Below are 18918 nucleotides of genomic sequence, written 5' to 3'. Positions count from 1 at the left end.
GCACCGGGGGCGGGGTGTGACCCCCGGTGCGCCCTTGACGAGGCTATTGTCCGACGGCGTCCGCCAGCAACCGCACGATAGTGGCCTGATTGACATAGCCGGTGGCGGGCAGGTCCCGCGCGGTTTGATAGCGGCGCAAGGCGCGGCGAGTGTCGGCGTCGAAGGTGCCGTCCACCGCACCGGGATCGAGGTTCAGGGCCGCGAGGCGCTGTTCAAGGATCTGCTTGGTGAATCCGGGAAGTTGCAGGGCGGCCTCGGCGGCAGCGGCGGCGCTGAGTTCCGCTGACTGGGCATCGGCGGCCTTCAATTCAGCCAGTCGGGTGTCGGCTTCGGCGGCAAAAGCACCTTGGGGGAAGGCTTTGAGATACGCCTGATAGGCTTGGGCGGTGTCGGTCTTGCGAGTGCTGTCCCAAAGCTTGCGCTCTTGACCCGCGACTTTGGCCAGCTTGGCCTCTTCGATCTCGGCCAATGCGGCGGTGGCATCGTCCACGTGGATCCCGTCGGGATAACGTTTGAGATAGGCGCGCAGGCCTGCCTCATCGCCAATGGCGCCGGTTTCCTGCCAGAAGGCGCGGTCTTGCCGTTCTTGATCCAGTCGGCGGGCTTCGGCTTCGGCTTCCAACTGGGCGGCGCGGCGTTCGGCTTGGCCGTCCAACCGGGCGATCTGGGTTGTGGTCAGATAGCCGGTGGGCTCGGCATCATTGCGGCGCTGCCATTCAGCGATGGCGGCGCGGCTGCCGGGGCCGAATATGCCGTCGATGCCTTTGGGGTTGAATTCGAGCAAGGACAGATCGCGCTGCACCTCACGCCGGGCGTCTTGGGACAGGGCAAGCTGGTCTTCGGCCAGTCGTGCGTTGCGATTTGGCTCTGATCGGATCTCGGTTAGGGCTTGGGTCGCCTCGGCGGTGAAAGCACCGTCAGGGTAGCGGTCTAGATAGCGGGTATAGCCGGTTTCCGTGTCCGCTGTGCGGGTTTGATCCCAGAAGCTGCGCTCGGTGTCCGACAGCGCGGGGGCTGGCGGCTTGGGCCGTTCTGCCGGTGCGTCAGGGGCCTTTGGCGTAAAACTCAGGCTCAGCGGGGTGTAGCCGGAAACGGTAAGGCCAAGCGCCGTCGCTGCGGGCACGATGGCGGCGCCCGGTTGGCCCAGCGTGTCAGTCGCCAGTTGTTCCAGCGCCGAGGCCGTGCCAGAGATCACCGTCACCCCTTGCGGAATGGCGAGCGGGCCAAGACCGGTCGTCAGGAACGGTCCGGCGGCCTGTTGGTCGTCGTCGGTCGCCAATCCAAGAAGACTTTGGCCGGGCTGGGTGGCGAGGATGGCCAGAACCGTCGACAGCGGCAGGGCGTTTTGCGACAGATCGGTCAGCCGGGATAGTTTCGGCGCATCCACCGGCAACAGCCATGTGTCCAGCCCCGAGGTCACAAAGCGCCCCGATAGCAGCACCACCAGTCGGCCGGGGCGAATGTCCCCGTCCGAGGTGGTGGCGCTGTCTTGCAACTGGTCCATCAGCGCGGTCAGATCGCGCGCCGTTGCATTCCGCGCTTCGATCACGGTCAGGCCGCTGCCGGACAACGACGAGGCGGCGGCGATCAGCCCGTCCCCCGCTGTCACATCCGCCAGAGCCCGGTAATCGCCATTGCCGACGATCAACGCTGTATCGCTGGCCAAGCCGGGCTGTGCCACGGCCAGACACGCGGTTGTTGCCATCAGAAATCTACGCATGGTGAATATCTCTCACGTTGGCCGGGACGGCGGGGCAACCGCGCGCCAAGCCCCGGATCGGGCGCACGTGAGAAGGAAACGCCTGAGCGGGTGAAAAAGTTTCCCCGGGGCCGGTGTTTTGGTGGAATCGTTGGCGTGCGCCCGCTGCGCTAGGTCGGTTCCGCGCGCTCGACCGGGCCGCCATGATCTACCCAGCCGGTAAAGCCGTCCTTTAGATGCGCCGCTTGAAAGCCCATGTCCTGAAGGGTGGCGACCGACAGGGCCGACCGCCATCCCGAGGCGCAATGAAAGATGAACCGGCGGTCTTCGCCAAAGATCGGCTTGAAATAGAGGCTGTCGGGGTCGACCCAAAACTCCAGCATGCCGCGCGGGCAATGAACGCTGCCGGGGATGCTTCCGCTGCGGTGGCGTTCGCGGACATCGCGCAGATCGACGAACACCACCGAGGGATTGTCCATCAGGGCGATGGCGTCGGGGGTTGCGACTTCGTCAATGCGGGCGCGGGCGGCGCGCACCATCTCGGCGGCTGTGGTGGTGAGCTGAGGCATCGGCGGCTCCTTGGGACGGGGAAGGTGCGGCGGCAGTGGTAGGCCCGGAGGGATTTGAACCCCCAACCAAAGCGTTATGAGCGCTCTGCTCTAACCGTTGAGCTACAGGCCCGCCTGCGGCTATCCCTATCAGACCGGGTTTCGGCGTCAAGCTGTAGGTCGGGCCGGGCAACCGCAGATGGCGATTGCCCGGATGGCGGGGCCGCAGGGGGGAGGCGTGGGCGGTGTGAGCAGGGCCAGCTGCGCCTCAGAGCGGCCGCATCGCGACGCCCGCTGCGCCTCAGAGCGGCCGCATCGCGACGCCGGCGGCGGGCAGGGCCATGCCGTCGAAGACCACCGAGTGCGGGCCGTAGTTGAAATAGAACCGGTGCGTGTCGCTGTCGCGGATGCGCAGCCCGTCTGGCACCGGGGTCCGTGGAATGCCTTCGGTGGCACAGGCGGTGGCAATCAGGCGGTCCAGCAAACTGTCATCGGGCCATCCGGCCAGATAATGCTGGCGCCCGACGGATGCCAGGAGCGGCAGGCCAGAAGTCAGGCAGAGGGTGCTGGGAACGGTGCCGTCCAGGTGTTCCATCCAGTGGCGGACATTGCCGCCGCCATTCACGGGCAAGGCTTCGGTGGGCGGCAGGCTTTCTAGATGGGTGATTCGCAGATCAAAGCCGGGCAAGGCAGGGGGCAAGCCGTCGGGCAGGGCGAACTCTGCCGTGCGGGCATTGGTGCGCGGGCCAAGGATCACGGTGCCGGCAAAGGACGACAGCGCGGTCAGAAAACTGTCGGGCAGGGTCATGATGCCGGGGGCGAAGACCAGATCATAGGCCGGAAGCCGGTCGGTGTCGGGCGGCACGATGTCCACCGACAGCCCGGCCCGGCGCAAACCGCGATAGACGGAGAAGACCAGCCGGAAATAATCGAAATCCGCGCCCTGCGGCTGCGTCTCCCATGCCCATTGCGAGGCATAGTCAAACACCAGCGCCACCCGGGCGGTTGCGGTGCCGACATTGGGCAGCGCTTGCAACTCTCGGGCGACCTCGGCGGCTTCGGCCAAGGCCGGGGCTGCGACACTGTCGGGGCGCAGCAATCCGGCGTGCAGTTGTTCTTGCCCGAAGGGGGCCTGCCGCCAGCGGAAATAGCAGACCGCTTCGGCGCCGTGGGCGAAGGCCTCCCATGTCCAGAGGCGGACCATGCCGGGCAGCGGTGCCGGGTTCCACGGGGCCCAGTTGACCGGCCCGGGTTGCTGTTCGATCACCCACCAGCGGCCACGGCCAACGGCGCGATAGAGATCATGGTGGAACGCCTGAAAATCCGGGTCGCCTTGGCGCAGATAGGTGGCTTTATGCGCCTCATCCGCATCCAGCCGGTCCAGTAGAAACCCCATGGGATAGCTGTCCCATGTGGCGATATCGAGATCAGCGCCCGTGTCGAAATGGTCGAACTCCGTCACCCGGCCCATATAGTTGTGCAGCAAGGGGGCGGCGCTGAGGCGGTGCAGCACGGCGGTCTGGACCCGGTTGAAGGCTGTGACCTGATCCGACGAATAGCGCCGGAAGGCCATGACATGGGCCGGGTTTGGTTCGGTCACGGTCAGATTGGGCAGGTCGATGTCATCGAAGCTGCCATAGTCCATCGACCAGAACACGTTGCCCCACGCGCGGTTCAGGTGGTCGACGGATTGATAGCGCTGGGCCAGCCAATCGCGAAAGCCGGTGCGGGCGGCCTCGGACCACGACAGCACCGTGTCATGGCAGCCGTATTCATTGTCGAGCTGCCATGCACAAATGCGCGGATCGCGGCCATAGCGGTCGGCCAGCAGGGTGGTGATGCGGCGGCATTCGTCGCGAAAGCCAAGATGGCTGAAGCAATAGTGCCGCCGCGAGCCAAACTTGCGCGGGCGTCCCTCGCGGTCCACCGCCAGCATGTCGGGGTGTTTGTGCAGCAGCCAGCGCGGCGGCGTTGCTGTGGGGGTGCCCAAGACGATCTTCAGTCCGGCATTCGCCAGCACGGCGATGGCGCGGTCTAGCCAGTCAAAGGTCAGAACGCCGGGTTCAGGCTCCAGCCGTGACCACGCAAATTCGCCAATCCGCACCCATGTGAGGCCCGCCGCGACCATGCGCGCGGCGTCCTCTGGCCATTGGGTTTCGGGCCAATGTTCGGGGTAGTAACAGACGCCTAGGCCGCGCTGCATAGGGATCACGCGTTGATGGCGGCGTCGAAGGCCGCGACGGCTTCGCGTGCCCGGGTGGCGACGGTGTCGACGCTGTCGCCGGGTTTATAGAGCGATGAGCCAAGGCCAAAGCCGTTCGCACCGGCGGCGACCCAATCGGCGAAGTTGCTGGGGCCGACCCCGCCCACCATCGCCACATGGGTGGTCTGGGGCAGCACCGCGCGCAGGGCTTTCAGACCGTCGATGCCCATCTGAAATGCTGGGAACACTTTCAGACCGTCAGCCCCGGCTTTCAGGGCGCCGAAGCATTCACTGGGGGTCAGCACGCCCGGAAAGCTTTGCATATCCAGCGCCTTGGCGGTCCGAACCACGTCCGCGTCGAAGTTGGGCGAGACGATCAGGCGGGCCCCGGTGCGATAGACCTGCGCCACCTGTTCTGTGGTCAAAACCGTGCCAGCGCCAATCAGCGCGGTGTCCCCATGGGCTTTGACCATCGCCTCGATGCTGTCCAATGGCCGGGGCGAATTCATCGGCACCTCGATCCGGGTGATTCCGGCGTCGATCAGAGCGGCGGCAACGTCGAGGGCTTCTGGCGGGGTGATGCCGCGAAGGATGGCGATTAGGGGGCGGCTCATTGGGGCGATCCTTTCAAGGATTGGTAGGCGGCGGTCAGGCCGGCGATCACGGTGGTGTTGCCGTCGGCGATTTCTGCCGGGGCACCTTGGTTGGCAAGGGCGGCGGCGTAAAGCGCGGTGAGGCGGCCATCGCCGATCAGGGCGACATTCTGGCCCAGCCAGTATTCCCGGGTGGCGGCCAGTTCGCAGCCGATCAGATATCCTGACAGGCGCGAGACAGCGGCATCCGGCGTCAGGCCGTTCAGCAGGTGATCCGCGCGCAGACCGAACAGGCGGGCGGGCAGGGATTCGGGCTGGGACAGGGTCTGGGACAAGGCGTGCAGGAAGGCTGGCTCGTCCCAGCCTTTGGACTGCACCGTGTGGCGCAGCACGGTATGCTGCGACAGGGCGGCAAACATATCGCCGGTCATCACCGTCTGAAAGCGGGTGATCCGACCTGCGATGATCTCGACCCATTTGGTGTGGGTGCCGGGCAGGCAGATCACACCGGTGTAGCCGGGGTTGAGGGCCAGATAGCCTGCGATCTGGGTTTCCTCGCCGCGCATGACGTCGGCTGGGGCGGCTTGCAGGATGCCGGGGATGATGCTGACTTGCAGGCGGGCATCCGTGACCTCAGGGTGGACCATGTCGGGGCTGAGCGGCGGGCAAGGGGTGGACGCATAGGGCGCTTCCACCCAGCCTTGCCGCGATCCGACCATGCCGCAGGCGATGATCGGCATGGGCGCATCCGTCAACCAAGGGGTAATCAGGTCGGACAGGGCAGGTTCAAACCCGGCCCGGTCCAGACTGCCCATGCCCTTGTCCGAACTGGCCTCGGCCAGCACGGCGCCGGTTGCATCCATAGCAAAAGCCCGCAGGTGGGTGGTGCCCCAGTCAACGGCGATCCAGTCGGGGTGGTGGTCAGGGCGGTTCATTATCCGGTCACCACCACGCCGCCATCGATCACCAAAGCTTGTCCGGTCATCATTTTTGACGTCTTCGAGGCCAGAAACAGCACGCCACCCACGATATCGTCTGGCTCCAGCGTGTCTTTCAGGCATTGCCGCGCCACGTGGGCGGCTAGACCTTCTTCGGTCACCCAGAAATCGTGCTGTTTTTGGGTCAAGACCCAACCCGGGGCCAGCGCGTTCACGCGGATCCGGTCGGGGCCAAATTCGCGGGCCAGCGATCGGGTCAAGCCGTTGATCCCGGAATTGGCCGAGGTGTAGGCCGGGTAGCCTTCATTGCCCATCATATAGCTGATCGACGAGAAATTGATGATCGACCCGCCGCCCTGCGCCTGCATCCCCGGGATGACGGCTTGCGCGGCAAAGAAATACGCCTTGAAGTTGATGGCTTGGGACCAATCCCAGAATTCCTCGGTGACCTCGGCAGTGCTGTGGCGTTTGTCATTGGCGGCATTGTTGACCAGCACGCCGATCGGGCCATGCGCGTCGGCTGCGGAGGCAATGGCGGCTTTCAGGGCGGGGATGTCGGTGATGTCACAGGGCAGGTAGAGCGGACGGCATCCGGTCGCGGTTTCCATCTGGTCGCAAAACGCAGTGGCGTCCGAGCGCTGAACAAAGGCGACCTTGGCCCCTTGCCGCAAAAACCCTTCGGTCAAGGCGGCACCGATGCCAGAGCCGCCGCCAGTGATGAACACTGACGCGCCGTTGAGGTCAGGGTAGGTAGGGGTCAGTTCCATGGGTCAAGCTTTCGAGTTTGCGGTGGTAAAATGGGACGGGTCACAGACGCTCTCCGTCTAAGACCCAAATTGTGCCGGGGAAAGACCAAGGCAGCAGCAATCCGGCCTGCATCAGCCATTGGCCCGAGGCCTCAAGCGGGCCGTCCTTCAGGGCGGTCTGGCCGCGTGACAATCCGACCAGATCGGCGCGGTTGACCAACGTGACCCGGTAGCGGGCTGTGGGGTCCAGTCCGGTCAGACGCAAGGGGCGCGGTGCGATCTGGTCCGAAGTGGCGCTGTGTCCGGCGAACACCACGAACCGGGCACCATCCCGGGCGAGCTGCTGTTCGGCCAAGATGGCCGGATCGGCGCTGTCGAGGCGCAGGATATCGGCCTGCATCCGCCAGTGGCGGTTTGCTTTCCACCATGTGGTGACCTGTAACAGGGTCGCGGCCTCGTCTTCGGTCAATTCGCGCGGATCCATTTCGAACCCCATCTGGCGCTGGGCGGCGACCCATGCCCGCAGGGACATAGACAGCACCCGCCCCGAGGTGTGGCAATGGCGCGGGCCGACATGGGAGCCGGTGACGCTGGCCGGTAGGAACAGCGCCGCGTCATGCTGGATCCGCAGCCGTTCCAGCGCATCGTTGCTGTCGGACAGCCAAACCCGCTGGGTCCGTTCCAGAATGCCGAAATCGATCCGGCCGCCGCCCGAGGCGCAGGTTTCCAGCTCAACTGTGGGGTGGGCGGCGCGCAGGGCGTCCAAAAGTGCGTAGGTGCCATAGGTCTGGGTCGCGTCGGGAAAAGGCAGGACCCGGTTGTGATCCCATTTCACATAGTCGATGGCGTTGTCCCCAAGGATCGCCGAGATGCGGTCGAACAGATAGGCCCGGACCTGCGGTAAGGCCATGTTCAGCACCAGTTGTTGCCGTCCGCGCAGCTGATCGGCGGGGCCAAGCACCCAGTCGGGATGCGCCCGGGCCAGATCACTGTCGGCATTGATCATTTCCGGCTCGAACCACAGGCCGAAGTTCATGCCCAAACTGTGCACATGGGCAATTAGCGGGGTCAGGCCATCGGGATATTTGCGCGCGTCTATGGCCCAGTCCCCAAGCGAGGTGGTGTCGTCATCGCGCAGGCCGAACCAGCCGTCATCCAGCACAAAACGTTCGGCCCCAAGGGCATGGGCGCGGGTCGCGATGTCTGTCAGGGTGGATAGGTCATGGTCGAAATAGACCGCCTCCCAGCAGTTGTAATGCACCGGGCGGGGCTGCGCCGGGTCGGTGGCCAGGATCCGATCCCGGAGGTGGCGCTGGAAGGCTGTGGCGCAGCCGTTCAAGCCAGTGTCTGAGCGCACGGCATAAAGCGGCGCGCTTTGGAACAGGGTGGCCGGGCCGGGATAAGTGTCGGTGGCGTGGCCGAACTGAAGCTGGCGGCGTCCGTCGGGCAGTTCTTCGGCGATCATGGCGTGGCCGCCGGACCAGCCATAGTGGAAGGCGGCGGCGGCGCCTGCGGTATTGGTGGTGCCGGTGTCGGGCACGATCAGGCCGGGGAAATGTTCATGCCCGGTGCGCCCGGTGCGGTTGTCGCGGCTGCGGATGCCGGCTGACCACGGCGTGGTGACGGGGCGAAATTCGCCGCACCAGCGCCCGGCGAAGTCGATCATCTCGCTGGCGTATTGTGAAGCGGGCAGGACCGGCGCCGCCAGCCAGCTGACATGGACGGGTCGTTCGGCGGTCAGGGTCGATTGCAGGCGCAGGACGTGGGTGTCGGGGTCAAGGGTGACTTCGGCCAGATAGGTCAGGCCGAGGTCCGGGTCGTTGGCCGTGATCGTGATGTGCGTCGCACTGGCGGCGGCATCACAGATGGCGAAGCGTGACCGCAGCGGTTGACCGGCCGCATCGCGCAGCCGCAGACCCGGCTGGCCGGGGAAGCCGCTGCTAACCTCGGGACACAGCGACAGGTCCGGCGTGTCGTCCAGCATACCGCCGGTCACGTCCAGATGTTGGGCATGGGCCAGCGCCCGCAGATCGTCGGATTGGGGCAGCGGTGGCCCCCAATAGATCACGCAGGGCAACCGGCCAGCCCGCGCCGCCAGCGCCAGTGTTTGCCGGGCATCGTCGAGGCGCCAGACCGCGAGGTCTGGCTGCAGGTTTGGCTTGGTCACTTGACAGCTCCGAGGGTCAATCCGGCGATGAAGTGCTTTTGCATCAGGAAGAACATGGCCACCGGCGGCAGGGCCGCGACGATGGAACCGGCGCTCATCAGATGGTAGGCCGCGCGGTACTGGGCGTTGAACGAGGTGATCCCGGCGGTGACAGGTTGGCTTTCGACCCCTTGGGTCAACACGACCGCCCAGAAATAGTCATTCCAGATAAAGGTGAAGACCAGCACGCTTAGCGCTGCGATGGCAGGCTTCATCAGAGGCAGGACGATGTACCAGAAAATGCGCCATTCCGCGATGCCTTCGACCCGGGCGGCTTCGATCAGGGGGAACGGCAGCTGGCGGATGAAATTGCGCATGAACAAGGTGCAGAACCCGGTCTGAAACGCGATATGGAACAGCACCAGCCCGGTCTTGGTGTTGTAGAGGCCCATCTCCAAGGTCAGGTTGCGCACTGGCACCATTAGGATCTGAAAGGGCACGAAGTTGCCGGCCACGAACAGAAAGAACACCAGAAGGTTCAGCTTGAACCGGTAGATGCCAAGGGCGAAGCCGGTCATGCAGGACAGGGCCACGGCGCCGATGGCGGTTGGAATGGTGATCAACAGCGAGTTTAGCAGATAGCGTGGCATGTCGCTGTCAAAGAACACCCGGCCGTAATTCTCGAACCCGGCGAACCGGCTGGGCACGGACCAGTAGTTGCCGCCGACAAAGTCACCTTCGGGTTTGATGGAGAACAGCATCACGGCGATCAGCGGCAACAGCCAGAGGATCAGCGCCAGTGGCAGGATGGACTGATAGGTGATCTGCCAGCTGCGTGAGGTCTTTGCGATCGGGGTTGGGAACATCTCAGTGGCCCTTCTCGTCTTTGTACATCGCGTACAGGAAGTACGAGATGAACAGCAGCATGATCAGGAACAGCATCACGGCGATGGCCGCGCCATACCCCATGCGGAAGCCATATTCCGATAGCGCCACCTCGAACATGTAAAAGCTCAGCACCCGGCTTTCGCCGAACGGGCCGCCATTGGTCATGATTGAAATTAGATCGAACGACCGCAGCGCCCCAATGATGGTTACGACGAAGGCAATGAAGGTCGCGGGCTTCAGTTGTGGCACGATCACGTACCACAGCATTTTCCACCCCTTGGCGCCGTCCAGACGGGCGGCTTCGACTTGTTCGGGATCAACGGCGTTCAGACCGGTCAGATACAGGATCATGCAATAGGCGGTCTGCGGCCAAAGACCGGCGGCGATGATGCCGTAATTCACGAAATTCTCGTCGCCCAAGACATTGATCGGCCCCAAGCCGACATAGCCGAGGATCACGTTCAACAGCCCGAAGGACGGATCGTAGAACCACGAAAAGACCAGACCGACAACGATCTGACTGATCACGAAGGGAAAGAAGAACAGGGACTTGTACAGCCGGATGCCGGTGACGGTCTGATTCAGGAACAGGGCAATCAGCAGCCCCGCCGGGATCGCCAGCAGATAGAGGACCAGCCACAGCAGGTTGTTGCGCAAAGAGGTGTAGAAAGCATCGTCGTCCCACAACTCGCGATAGTTTTCGAGGCCGATGAAATACGCGTCGCTCAGCCCGTCCCATTCGTAGAGCGAGATACTGAAGCTCTGAAAGATCGGGATGATCACATAGACCATAAAAAACAGAATGCCGGGGGCAAGGAACAGCCACGGCGTGACCCGGATTTCGTTGCGCTTGTACCACGACCGGGGTGGCGGCGCATGGTCAGTATGGGGAAGGGCGGTCGATGGCATCGCAAACCTCATTCAGTCGCGGATGAGCGGGGGCGGATGCGGGTCGGCCTGCGTCGCCTTAGGAAGGGCGCAGGCCGAGCGTTGGCATCCCGCAAGGACGGGCGGGGCACGGATGCCCCGACCGTGTGGCGGTTATTTGTTGACGCGTTGGCGCACTTTTTCGATCCGGTCGAGGATCTTGTCCAGATTGTCAGGCTTCACCATAAATTCCTGAAAGCCTTCCATGCCGATCTGGGCGATCTGGGCATCTGCATCGCGATCAAAGAACTGCGCCACGCCACCGGGGCTGTTTTCCGACAGCATCTCGAAGCCTTCGATCAGGAACTTGTCATCATCGACGCCCGCCGCCGAATTGACGGGAAGTTGCCCCAAAGCGTCACCGGCATTGATCGCCGTCTGTACTTCGGGCGAGGTGACGAATTTCAGGAAGGCGCGTGCCGCGTCCTTGTTCTTGGCTTGTGACGGGATGTGGAACGTGTCGGTCGGCGCGTCCTCGGCCAGTTCGATGCCGGGGGTGATTTCGACAAACTGGTAGAAATCGAGCTTGCTGTCATCCAGACCACCATCGCGCAGCGGTGCCACGGCGAAGTTGCCCATCAAGATGGCCGCAGCCTGACCTTGCACCATGAACGGCAGCGATTCTTGCCAGCTATAGGCGGTGTGGTTGTCGATGAACGCGCCCATGTCCAAAAGCTCACGCCAGTTGGCGAAGGTGGCTTTGACGCGGTCGTCAGTCCACGGGATTTCGCCTGCGGTCAGTTGCGCGTGGAAATCATAGCCGTTGGTGCGCAGGTTCAGATAGTCGAACCAGCCGCCAGTGGTCCAAAAGTTCTTGGATCCCAGCGTGTAGCACTTGATGCCATTGTCGAGCAGAACCTGGCAGTTGGCCTTTTCCTCTTCCCAGGTGGTGGGTTCCGTCAGGCCGTACTGCTCGTACAGGTCTTTGCGATAATACACGCCCCACTGGTAGTAGGTGTAGGGCACGCCCCATTGCTTGTCGTCGATGGTCAGCGCGCCTTTGGTCGAGGCCAGTTGATCGGCGAACTGCGGCTCTTCCCAGAGGTCGGACACATCTTCGAACAGGCCCGCTTTCACATAAGGAAGCATCCGGTTTGCCGCGTACCAATTGGCCACATCCGGCGCATTTGCGGTCAGGAAGTTGCGGATCTGAGTTTTATAGGCATCGCGGTCGATGATCGTGACTTCAATGTTCAGGTCGGGGTGCATTTCGCCGAATTGGGCGGCAAGGCCTTCGATCACAGCGCGGGGGGCCGGATTGGACATGTCAGAAAAGATCACGAAATCGCCGCTCAGCGCTTCACTGTGGCTTGCCGCATGGGCCCCGGTCGTTACGATTGCCGTTGTTGCAAGCGCCGCCAGCGACGCTTTGAGTTTGAACCGCATGGTTTCCTCCCTAAGTGGTTCGTAAAATTGGTTTCACATAATGAAACCTAGTTTTACATATTGAAAACTGAACACGACTCGCCTATGCATGTCAACAGTTTCCTCGGGGAGTCCCGGGTGACAGCTGAGGGGCGCGGCTGCCCATGTGGTCACCAGATGACCGCCACCGCAGAGAGGCCGCGAGGACCCAAAGCGCGCGCGATCAGACCTTGTGGAGGGGAAAGACATGTCAGGCGTCACACTGAGCAACGTGATCAAGAAATACGGCGATGTCGAAGTGATCCATGGGGTCGATCTTGAAATTGACGACGGGGAATTCTGTGTCTTCGTCGGACCGTCGGGCTGCGGAAAGTCGACGCTGTTGCGCATGGTCGCCGGGCTGGAGGAAACCACCGGCGGCGCGATCCGAATCGGGGATCGCGAAGTCACCCGGATGGACCCTGCCGAACGCGGCGTGGCGATGGTGTTTCAGACCTATGCGCTTTACCCGCATATGACGGTGAAAGAGAATATGGGGTTCGGCCTGAAGATGAACGGCCATCCCAAGACCGAGATTGAAGCGAAGGTTTCAGAGGCGTCGCGCATTCTGAAGCTTGATGATTATCTGAAACGGAAACCTGCGGCGCTGTCGGGCGGGCAACGGCAGCGTGTGGCGATTGGCCGGGCCATTGTGCGCGGCCCGGAAGTGTTTCTGTTCGACGAACCGTTGTCCAATCTCGACGCCGAGTTGCGGGTTGAGATGCGGGTGGAAATCGCGCGGCTGCACAAAGAAATTGGCGCGACGATGATTTATGTGACCCATGATCAGGTCGAAGCGATGACGCTGGCCGATAAGATCGTGGTGCTGCGCGCAGGCCATATTGAACAAGTTGGCGCGCCGCTTGACCTCTATCGCGATCCCGACAGCCGGTTTGTGGCCGGGTTTATTGGCTCTCCGGCGATGAACTTTCTGCAAGGAACGGTGGGGGATGGCTATGTCACGGTGCCCGGGCTTCAGGCGGATGTCCCGCTGTCGATGACCTTGCCTGCAGCGGGGACCAAGGTGATCCTTGGGGTTCGGCCAGAACACTTGGTGATCGATCCGGCCGGTGTGTCCCACAGTGTGGAGCTGACCGAGGCGCTGGGCGGGGTGTCCTATGCCTATCTGACCGCCGAGACCGGCGAAAAGCTGATTGTCGAAGAGCGCGGGGATGACCGATCGGCCCGTGGCGCGGCGGTTGGGTTAAGTTTTGACCCGGCCCGTGCCATGCTGTTTGACGCCGCAACCGAACGCCGGATCCGCTAGGCTGGAACACCCCGTCCGGGGACCAGACGGCTTTTCTTTTCCGGCCTCTTGCGCTACGGCGACGCCAAGAGATTTTTATGGCAAGGAGCACGCCCATGAGCAGCGGCAAGAATGGTCTGTCCTACGCGGAAGCCGGGGTCGATATCGACGCTGGCAATGCTCTGGTTGAGCGGATCAAGCCCGCTGCCGCAGCAACGGCGCGCGCGGGCGTGATGTCAGGTTTGGGCGGGTTTGGCGCGCTGTTTGATCTGAAGGCGGCCGGGTATCAGGATCCCATCCTCGTGGCGGCCACCGACGGTGTTGGCACCAAGCTGCGGATTGCCATCGATACCGGCGTTCTGGATACCATCGGGATCGATCTGGTGGCGATGTGCGTCAATGATCTGGTGTGCCAAGGGGCCGAGCCGCTGTTCTTTCTGGATTACTTCGCCACCGGAAAGCTCGACTCCGCTGCGGCGGCAACGATCATCGAAGGCATCGCTGCGGGTTGCACCCAATCGGGCTGTGCCCTGATCGGCGGCGAGACCGCGGAAATGCCCGGGATGTACCATGCTGGTGATTTCGATCTGGCCGGATTTTCCGTCGGCGCGGTTGAGCGTGGGCAGACCCTGCCTGCAAATGTGACCGCGGGCGATGTGGTGTTGGGGCTGACCTCGGACGGGGTGCATTCCAACGGCTATTCGCTGGTCCGCCGGATTGTTGAAGTCTCGGGCCTTGGCTGGGACGCGGATGCGCCGTTTACTGACGGACCGTTGGGACAAGCGTTGTTGACGCCAACCCGGCTTTATGTCCGGGCGGCTTTGGCGGCGATCCGGGCCGGCGGCGTGCATGCGCTGGCGCATATCACCGGTGGCGGTCTGACCGAGAACCTGCCGCGCGTTCTGCCCGATGGGTTGGGCGCAGAGATCGATCTGACCGCATGGACCTTGCCGCCGGTCTTTGCCTGGCTGCGCGATATGGGCGGCCTAGACCAAGCCGAGATGCTAAAGACCTTTAATGCTGGGATCGGCATGACCCTTGTGGTCGCGGCGGATCAGGCCGACGCATTGACGCGCGTCCTCAGCGAGGCGGGCGAAACCGTGGTTGTACTGGGGCAGGTCACTGCCAACCCGGGCATTCAGTACCGGGGCACGCTGGCGTGACCAAACGCGTTGCGATCCTGATCTCAGGCGGCGGCACCAATATGGTGGCGCTGGCGCAGGCGATGACCGGGGATTTCCCCGCGCGCCCTGTGCTGGTCCTGTCGAACCGCCCCGAGGCGGGCGGTCTGTCCCGCGCCGCCGAGATGGGTATTCCGACGGCGGTGGTCGATCATCGCGGATTTCAGGGTGACCGCGCGGCCTTTGAGGCTGAGTTGCAGCAGGTGTTGTTGCAGACCCAGCCCGACATCTTGTGTCTGGCGGGCTTCATGCGGGTGCTGACGCCGGAATTTGTGACCCTTTGGTCGGGTAAAATGCTGAATATCCACCCATCGCTGCTGCCGAAATACCGCGGGCTGCACACCCATGCGCGGGCATTGGAGGCGGGCGATGCCGAACATGGATGCACTGTGCATGAGGTGACGCCAGAGTTGGATGGTGGTCCGATCTTGGGGCAGGCACGGCTGACCGTTACATCGGACGATACGCCCGACACGCTGGCCTCGAAGTTGCTGCCGCTGGAACACAGCCTCTATCCGCAGGTCTTGCGGCGCTTTGCTGGCGGGGATCGCAGCCGGATTGACCTGACGTGACGCCAGACCTGTTCATCGCCGGGTAAATCGATTACTTAGAGGAAGAAGTAGCGCCTGATTGGCCGGTTAACGCATTGTATCTGGACATAAATGAAAACCCTGACCACAACCGAACAGCTTGCGGAATTTTGTGCCGAAGCCCGCAACCACCCCTATGTAACGATTGATACCGAGTTCCTGCGTGAGCGGACGTATTATTCGCAACTCTGCCTGTTGCAACTGGCCTATCCGGGCAAGGGCGACGAGAACGCAGTACTGGTGGACCCGCTGGTCGACGGCATGCGTCTTGATCCGCTCTACGATCTGTTTCGCGACACCAGTGTCGTCAAGGTGTTCCATGCGGCGCGGCAGGATCTTGAGATTTTCTACTTCGACGGAAAGGTCTTTCCGAAGCCGTTGTTCGATACCCAGGTCGCGGCCATGGTCTGCGGTTTTGGCGAACAGGTCGGTTACGAGACCTTGGTCAAGCGGATCGTGAACCATCAGGTCGACAAGTCGTCGCGCTTCACTGACTGGAGCAGACGCCCGCTGACTGACGCTCAGAAAGAATATGCATTGGCCGATGTGACCCATCTGCGCGGTGTCTATGAGTTTCTGGCGGCAGAATTGAAGCGGCAGAACCGCAGCAAATGGGTCGACGAAGAAATCGAAGTGCTGACCCGTGCCGAGACCTATGAGATCGCGCCGGATGATGCGTGGAAGCGCGTTAAGACCCGCACCTCGTCGGCCCGGTTCATGGCGATCGTCAAGGAACTTGCCGCATTTCGTGAAAACTATGCGCAGACCAACAATGTTCCGCGCAGCCGGGTGTTCAAGGACGACGTTCTGATCGAACTGGCATCGACCAAACCGGCCAATCTGACCGATCTGGGACGGTCGCGGTTGTTGCAACGTGAGGCCCGTAAAGGCGATCTGGCCGACGCAATACTTGCCGCCGTGGCCCGTGGCGTGGCGATGCCGACCGACCTTGCGCCGCAGCCGGATCGCAGTCGGGACAAGTTGAATGTCGATCCTGCCTTGGCCGATCTGTTGCGCGTTTTGCTGAAGGCGAAGGCAGAACAGTCATCTGTTGCCCAAAAACTCATCGCGACCTCGTCTGATCTGGATTTAATTGCGGCCGGTGAGCGGGATGTGATGGCATTGCGCGGCTGGCGTGGCGAAGTCTTCGGGGACGATGCGCTGCGGCTGTGTGCGGGTAAGGTGGCCCTTGCAGCCAAGGGCGGATCCGTACGCATTATCAATCTTTAAGCGGGCCCTGCGCCGGGAAATGGATGCCATGAGCGATCAGGACACTTTACCTCGTGTGATCGATATTGCTGCGGCAGGACCGGTCAGCGATCAAGTGGCGTTGACCTATGATGGCCGCTTCTTGCGCCGCAAGCGGCTGGTGTCCGATGCGGGCACCGCCTTTCTCGTTGATCTGGCGAAGACGACCAATCTGGGCGATGGGGCGGTTTTGGTGCTGGATAACGGCCTGCGTATCGGGGTTCAGGCCGCGCCTGAACCCTTGATCGAAGTGCGCGGCCCGCTGGCGCGGCTGGCGTGGCATATCGGCAATCGCCATACCCCCTGCCAGATCGGTCCCGATCATCTGCGCATTCTGGACGACCACGTGTTGGCCAAGATGCTGCACGGTTTGGGGGCTGAATTGACCCATGTGACCGCGCCGTTTTTACCCGAGGGCGGTGCCTATGGGCTTGGCCGGACAATGCCGCATGGTCAAGGCCCCGATGACGCCCACGCCCACGCTCATGCCCACTGAGGGCGTATCTGCGCCGCACTCCGGTGACATGCGGGACCTGCTCAGTCTGACGCAATGGTTGTCACCGGCATTTCCGGTGGGCGGGTTTGCGTATTCGCACGGGTTAGATTGGGCCATTGCCGCCGGCGACGTCAGCAATGAGGCCGATATGTTTACATGGCTTTGCGATACACTGGAATTCGGCGCCGGGCGCAGTGATGCAATCATGTTGGGGTTGGCGCATCGCGGCGTGATGGCGCCGGAAGACCTGGCCGATCTGGCGGCGGCATTGGCCGCAAGCAAGGAACGGTGGCAGGAAACGCGCGCCCAAGGCACGGCCTTTGCGGCAACGACCAATGCGATCCTGAACGCGGACCTGCCCGCGCTGCCACTGCCGATTGCGGTCGGCGTTCAGGCGCGGCGGCTGTCGCTGCCGACGGCGACGGTGGCCGCCCTGTATCTTCAGGGGTTTGCCGGGAATGTGACGGCGATTGCAACCCGGATCGTGCCGTTGGGACAGACCGCTGGCCAACGGGTGCTGGCCAAGGCCGCGCCGCTGATTGCCCGGCTTGCAGAGATCGCATCGGACGCTACGCCAGAGGATCTGGCCACGTCGGTCTTTCGCGGCGATCTCGCGGCGATGCAGCATGAAACGCAGGACGTTCGCCTGTTTCTAAGCTGACATCCTGACATCGGGCGGACGCCGTTGGCCCAAGATCATTACAGTTCGAAAAGGAAAGATCATGGCACTGAATGGACCGTTGCGGGTGGGAATCGGGGGGCCGGTTGGCGCCGGAAAAACGACCCTGACCGAGCAGCTGTGCCGGGCCTTGTCGGACCGATATTCGCTCGCGGTGATCACCAACGATATCTACACCCGCGAAGATGCTGATTATTTGGTTCGGGCCCAGGCCCTGCCGGAAGCCCGCATTCGCGGTGTCGAAACCGGTGGCTGTCCGCATACGGCGATCCGCGAGGATGCGTCGATCAATCTGGCGGCGCTGGCGGATCTGGAAGCCGCGTTTCCCGACCTCGATGTGGTGTTGATCGAAAGCGGCGGAGATAATCTGGCCGCGACCTTCAGCCCGGAACTGGCCGACCTGACGATCTATGTGATCGACACGGCAGCAGGGCAGGACATTCCGCGCAAAAAGGGGCCGGGGGTAACGCGGTCAGATTTTCTGGTCATCAATAAAACCGATCTCGCGCCGTATGTGGGGGTCTCGACCGAGCTGCTTCAGCAGGATGCCGAACGGGCGCGCGGGATGCGACCTTTCGTGCTGGCGGCATTGAAGGCCGGTATCGGCGTGCCAGAGGTGGTCGATTTCATCATCCGCGAGGGCGGGCTTCCGGCCCGATAACGCGGTGCCCGACAGCAAAAAGGCCCGGAATTATCCGGGCCTTATGGCATCGTTCCGTTTGCACGGATTTATTTGGCGAGAGGTCCGATCAGCATAATCATCTGACGGCCTTCCATCTTCGGCATGTTTTCGACTTTGCCGATTTCTTTGGTGTCTTCGGCTACGCGCAGCAGCAAGTCCCGACCCAAATTCTGGTGCGCCATTTCCCGGCCGCGGAACCGCAAGGTGATTTTCACCTTGTCGCCGCCTTCAAGAAACTTGAACACGCTCCGCATCTTCACTTCGTAATCATGGATATCAGTGTTCGGACGGAACTTGATTTCCTTGATCTCGATGATCTTCTGCTTTTTGCGGGCTTCGGCTTCGCGCTTTTGGTTCTCGTATTTGAACTTGCCAAAATCCATGATTTTACACACGGGCGGATCGGCGTTCGGTGAGATTTCCACCAGATCAAGACCGGCACGTTCGGCAAGCACCATGCCTTGCGCAGGTGTGGTCACACCGACGTTTTCACCTTCGGCGCCGATCAGACGAATCTGGTCCGACCGAATTCGGTCGTTGACGCGAGGGCCGCTTTCACGAGTCGGCGGGGCATTGTGAGGTCTGCGGGCTATGTTTGAGTTCCTTCGATGATTTCAGTCGTCAGGGTCCGAATGTGTTAAACGGGTGACCGCGCGAACACAACCGGGTATCGCGCGGAACAATAGCACAAGTTTACGTTGCAC

General features: G+C 62.5%; 18 protein-coding genes and 1 tRNA gene. 7 read left to right on the top strand and 12 right to left on the bottom strand.

Annotated elements, in window-relative coordinates:
• Positions 1-43: 43 nt before the first annotated feature.
• The 11 genes from BV911_RS03425 to BV911_RS03375 form a co-directional block, all read right to left on the bottom strand.
• Positions 44-1720, bottom strand: coding sequence for a peptidoglycan-binding protein (locus tag BV911_RS03425; protein ID WP_086052180.1), 1677 nt, complete (start codon positions 1718-1720; stop codon positions 44-46).
• A gap of 149 nt (positions 1721-1869) precedes the next feature.
• The gene (locus tag BV911_RS03420; protein WP_086052179.1) at positions 1870-2268 is read right to left on the bottom strand and encodes a rhodanese-like domain-containing protein; all 399 of its coding nucleotides are present in this window, start codon (positions 2266-2268) and stop codon (positions 1870-1872) included.
• A 36-nt stretch (positions 2269-2304) separates the two neighbouring features.
• Positions 2305-2380 (bottom strand) — tRNA-Ile (locus BV911_RS03415).
• Positions 2381-2548: 168 nt separating this feature from the next.
• Positions 2549-4450, bottom strand: a complete 1902-nt coding sequence (locus BV911_RS03410; RefSeq protein ID WP_086052178.1) for a beta-galactosidase — start codon at positions 4448-4450, stop codon at positions 2549-2551.
• A 5-nt stretch (positions 4451-4455) separates the two neighbouring features.
• Entirely contained in the window at positions 4456-5064 is a 609-nt protein-coding gene (locus BV911_RS03405; RefSeq protein WP_086052177.1) for a 2-dehydro-3-deoxy-6-phosphogalactonate aldolase, read from the bottom strand.
• Positions 5061-5978, bottom strand: coding sequence for a 2-dehydro-3-deoxygalactonokinase (locus BV911_RS03400; RefSeq protein ID WP_086052176.1), 918 nt, complete (start codon positions 5976-5978; stop codon positions 5061-5063). Before BV911_RS03400 ends, BV911_RS03405 begins: the two co-directional genes overlap by 4 nt.
• The gene (locus BV911_RS03395; protein WP_086052175.1) at positions 5978-6748 is read right to left on the bottom strand and encodes an SDR family NAD(P)-dependent oxidoreductase; all 771 of its coding nucleotides are present in this window, start codon (positions 6746-6748) and stop codon (positions 5978-5980) included. Before BV911_RS03395 ends, BV911_RS03400 begins: the two co-directional genes overlap by 1 nt.
• A 40-nt stretch (positions 6749-6788) precedes the next feature.
• Positions 6789-8894, bottom strand: coding sequence for an alpha-galactosidase (locus tag BV911_RS03390; protein WP_240512129.1), 2106 nt, complete (start codon positions 8892-8894; stop codon positions 6789-6791).
• The gene (locus tag BV911_RS03385; RefSeq protein WP_086052174.1) at positions 8891-9739 is read right to left on the bottom strand and encodes a carbohydrate ABC transporter permease; all 849 of its coding nucleotides are present in this window, start codon (positions 9737-9739) and stop codon (positions 8891-8893) included. The genes BV911_RS03390 and BV911_RS03385 overlap by 4 nt, the downstream gene beginning before the upstream one ends.
• Before the next feature lies 1 nt (position 9740).
• Entirely contained in the window at positions 9741-10670 is a 930-nt protein-coding gene (locus BV911_RS03380) for a carbohydrate ABC transporter permease (RefSeq protein ID WP_205963788.1), read from the bottom strand.
• A gap of 132 nt (positions 10671-10802) precedes the next feature.
• Complete coding sequence (locus tag BV911_RS03375) at positions 10803-12074, bottom strand: ABC transporter substrate-binding protein (RefSeq protein ID WP_086052172.1); 1272 nt, start codon at positions 12072-12074, stop codon at positions 10803-10805.
• 226 nt (positions 12075-12300) lie between these two features.
• On the opposite strand from BV911_RS03375, the gene BV911_RS03370 reads away from it, so the two are divergent.
• The 7 genes from BV911_RS03370 to ureG all read left to right on the top strand — a co-directional run bounded on the left by BV911_RS03370 (position 12301) and on the right by ureG (position 18193).
• Positions 12301-13359, top strand: coding sequence for an ABC transporter ATP-binding protein (locus tag BV911_RS03370; RefSeq protein WP_086052171.1), 1059 nt, complete (start codon positions 12301-12303; stop codon positions 13357-13359).
• 95 nt (positions 13360-13454) lie between these two features.
• Entirely contained in the window at positions 13455-14501 is a 1047-nt protein-coding gene (purM, locus tag BV911_RS03365) for a phosphoribosylformylglycinamidine cyclo-ligase (protein ID WP_086052170.1), read from the top strand.
• Positions 14498-15091 (top strand): phosphoribosylglycinamide formyltransferase, encoded by a 594-nt coding sequence (gene purN / locus BV911_RS03360; protein ID WP_086052169.1) that lies wholly within the window; start codon positions 14498-14500, stop codon positions 15089-15091. Before purM ends, purN begins: the two co-directional genes overlap by 4 nt.
• A 90-nt stretch (positions 15092-15181) precedes the next feature.
• Entirely contained in the window at positions 15182-16339 is a 1158-nt protein-coding gene (rnd, locus tag BV911_RS03355) for a ribonuclease D (protein ID WP_086052168.1), read from the top strand.
• Between the two features lie 28 nt (positions 16340-16367).
• The gene (locus BV911_RS03350) at positions 16368-16853 is read left to right on the top strand and encodes an urease accessory protein UreE (RefSeq protein ID WP_086052167.1); all 486 of its coding nucleotides are present in this window, start codon (positions 16368-16370) and stop codon (positions 16851-16853) included.
• A gap of 28 nt (positions 16854-16881) precedes the next feature.
• On the top strand, positions 16882-17514 hold the full coding sequence (locus BV911_RS03345; protein WP_086052166.1) for an urease accessory protein UreF: 633 nt from the start codon (positions 16882-16884) through the stop codon (positions 17512-17514).
• Positions 17515-17575: 61 nt separating this feature from the next.
• On the top strand, positions 17576-18193 hold the full coding sequence (gene ureG / locus BV911_RS03340; protein WP_086052165.1) for an urease accessory protein UreG: 618 nt from the start codon (positions 17576-17578) through the stop codon (positions 18191-18193).
• Between the two features lie 68 nt (positions 18194-18261).
• Here ureG and infC read toward each other — a convergent pair whose 3' ends face one another.
• Positions 18262-18807, bottom strand: coding sequence for a translation initiation factor IF-3 (infC, locus tag BV911_RS03335; RefSeq protein ID WP_086052164.1), 546 nt, complete (start codon positions 18805-18807; stop codon positions 18262-18264).
• Positions 18808-18918: the final 111 nt, after the last annotated feature.

Origin of the sequence: Pseudoruegeria sp. SK021 (genome assembly GCF_002119405.1) — a bacterium.
Taxonomy (GTDB): domain Bacteria; phylum Pseudomonadota; class Alphaproteobacteria; order Rhodobacterales; family Rhodobacteraceae; genus Meridianimarinicoccus.
The sequence above is the reverse complement of the archived record's forward strand: the minus strand, read 5'-3'. Positions and strand labels throughout refer to the sequence as shown.

Coding starts and splice junctions, on each gene's coding strand:
- BV911_RS03425 (WP_086052180.1), bottom strand. CDS start 1,720: ATGCGTAGATTTCTGATGGCAACAACCGCGTGTCTGGCCGTGGCACAG.
- BV911_RS03420 (WP_086052179.1), bottom strand. CDS start 2,268: ATGCCTCAGCTCACCACCACAGCCGCCGAGATGGTGCGCGCCGCCCGC.
- BV911_RS03410 (WP_086052178.1), bottom strand. CDS start 4,450: ATGCAGCGCGGCCTAGGCGTCTGTTACTACCCCGAACATTGGCCCGAA.
- BV911_RS03405 (WP_086052177.1), bottom strand. CDS start 5,064: ATGAGCCGCCCCCTAATCGCCATCCTTCGCGGCATCACCCCGCCAGAA.
- BV911_RS03400 (WP_086052176.1), bottom strand. CDS start 5,978: ATGAACCGCCCTGACCACCACCCCGACTGGATCGCCGTTGACTGGGGC.
- BV911_RS03395 (WP_086052175.1), bottom strand. CDS start 6,748: ATGGAACTGACCCCTACCTACCCTGACCTCAACGGCGCGTCAGTGTTC.
- BV911_RS03385 (WP_086052174.1), bottom strand. CDS start 9,739: ATGTTCCCAACCCCGATCGCAAAGACCTCACGCAGCTGGCAGATCACC.
- BV911_RS03380 (WP_205963788.1), bottom strand. CDS start 10,670: ATGCCATCGACCGCCCTTCCCCATACTGACCATGCGCCGCCACCCCGG.
- BV911_RS03375 (WP_086052172.1), bottom strand. CDS start 12,074: ATGCGGTTCAAACTCAAAGCGTCGCTGGCGGCGCTTGCAACAACGGCA.
- BV911_RS03370 (WP_086052171.1), top strand. CDS start 12,301: ATGTCAGGCGTCACACTGAGCAACGTGATCAAGAAATACGGCGATGTC.
- purM (WP_086052170.1), top strand. CDS start 13,455: ATGAGCAGCGGCAAGAATGGTCTGTCCTACGCGGAAGCCGGGGTCGAT.
- rnd (WP_086052168.1), top strand. CDS start 15,182: ATGAAAACCCTGACCACAACCGAACAGCTTGCGGAATTTTGTGCCGAA.
- BV911_RS03350 (WP_086052167.1), top strand. CDS start 16,368: ATGAGCGATCAGGACACTTTACCTCGTGTGATCGATATTGCTGCGGCA.
- BV911_RS03345 (WP_086052166.1), top strand. CDS start 16,882: ATGCGGGACCTGCTCAGTCTGACGCAATGGTTGTCACCGGCATTTCCG.
- ureG (WP_086052165.1), top strand. CDS start 17,576: ATGGCACTGAATGGACCGTTGCGGGTGGGAATCGGGGGGCCGGTTGGC.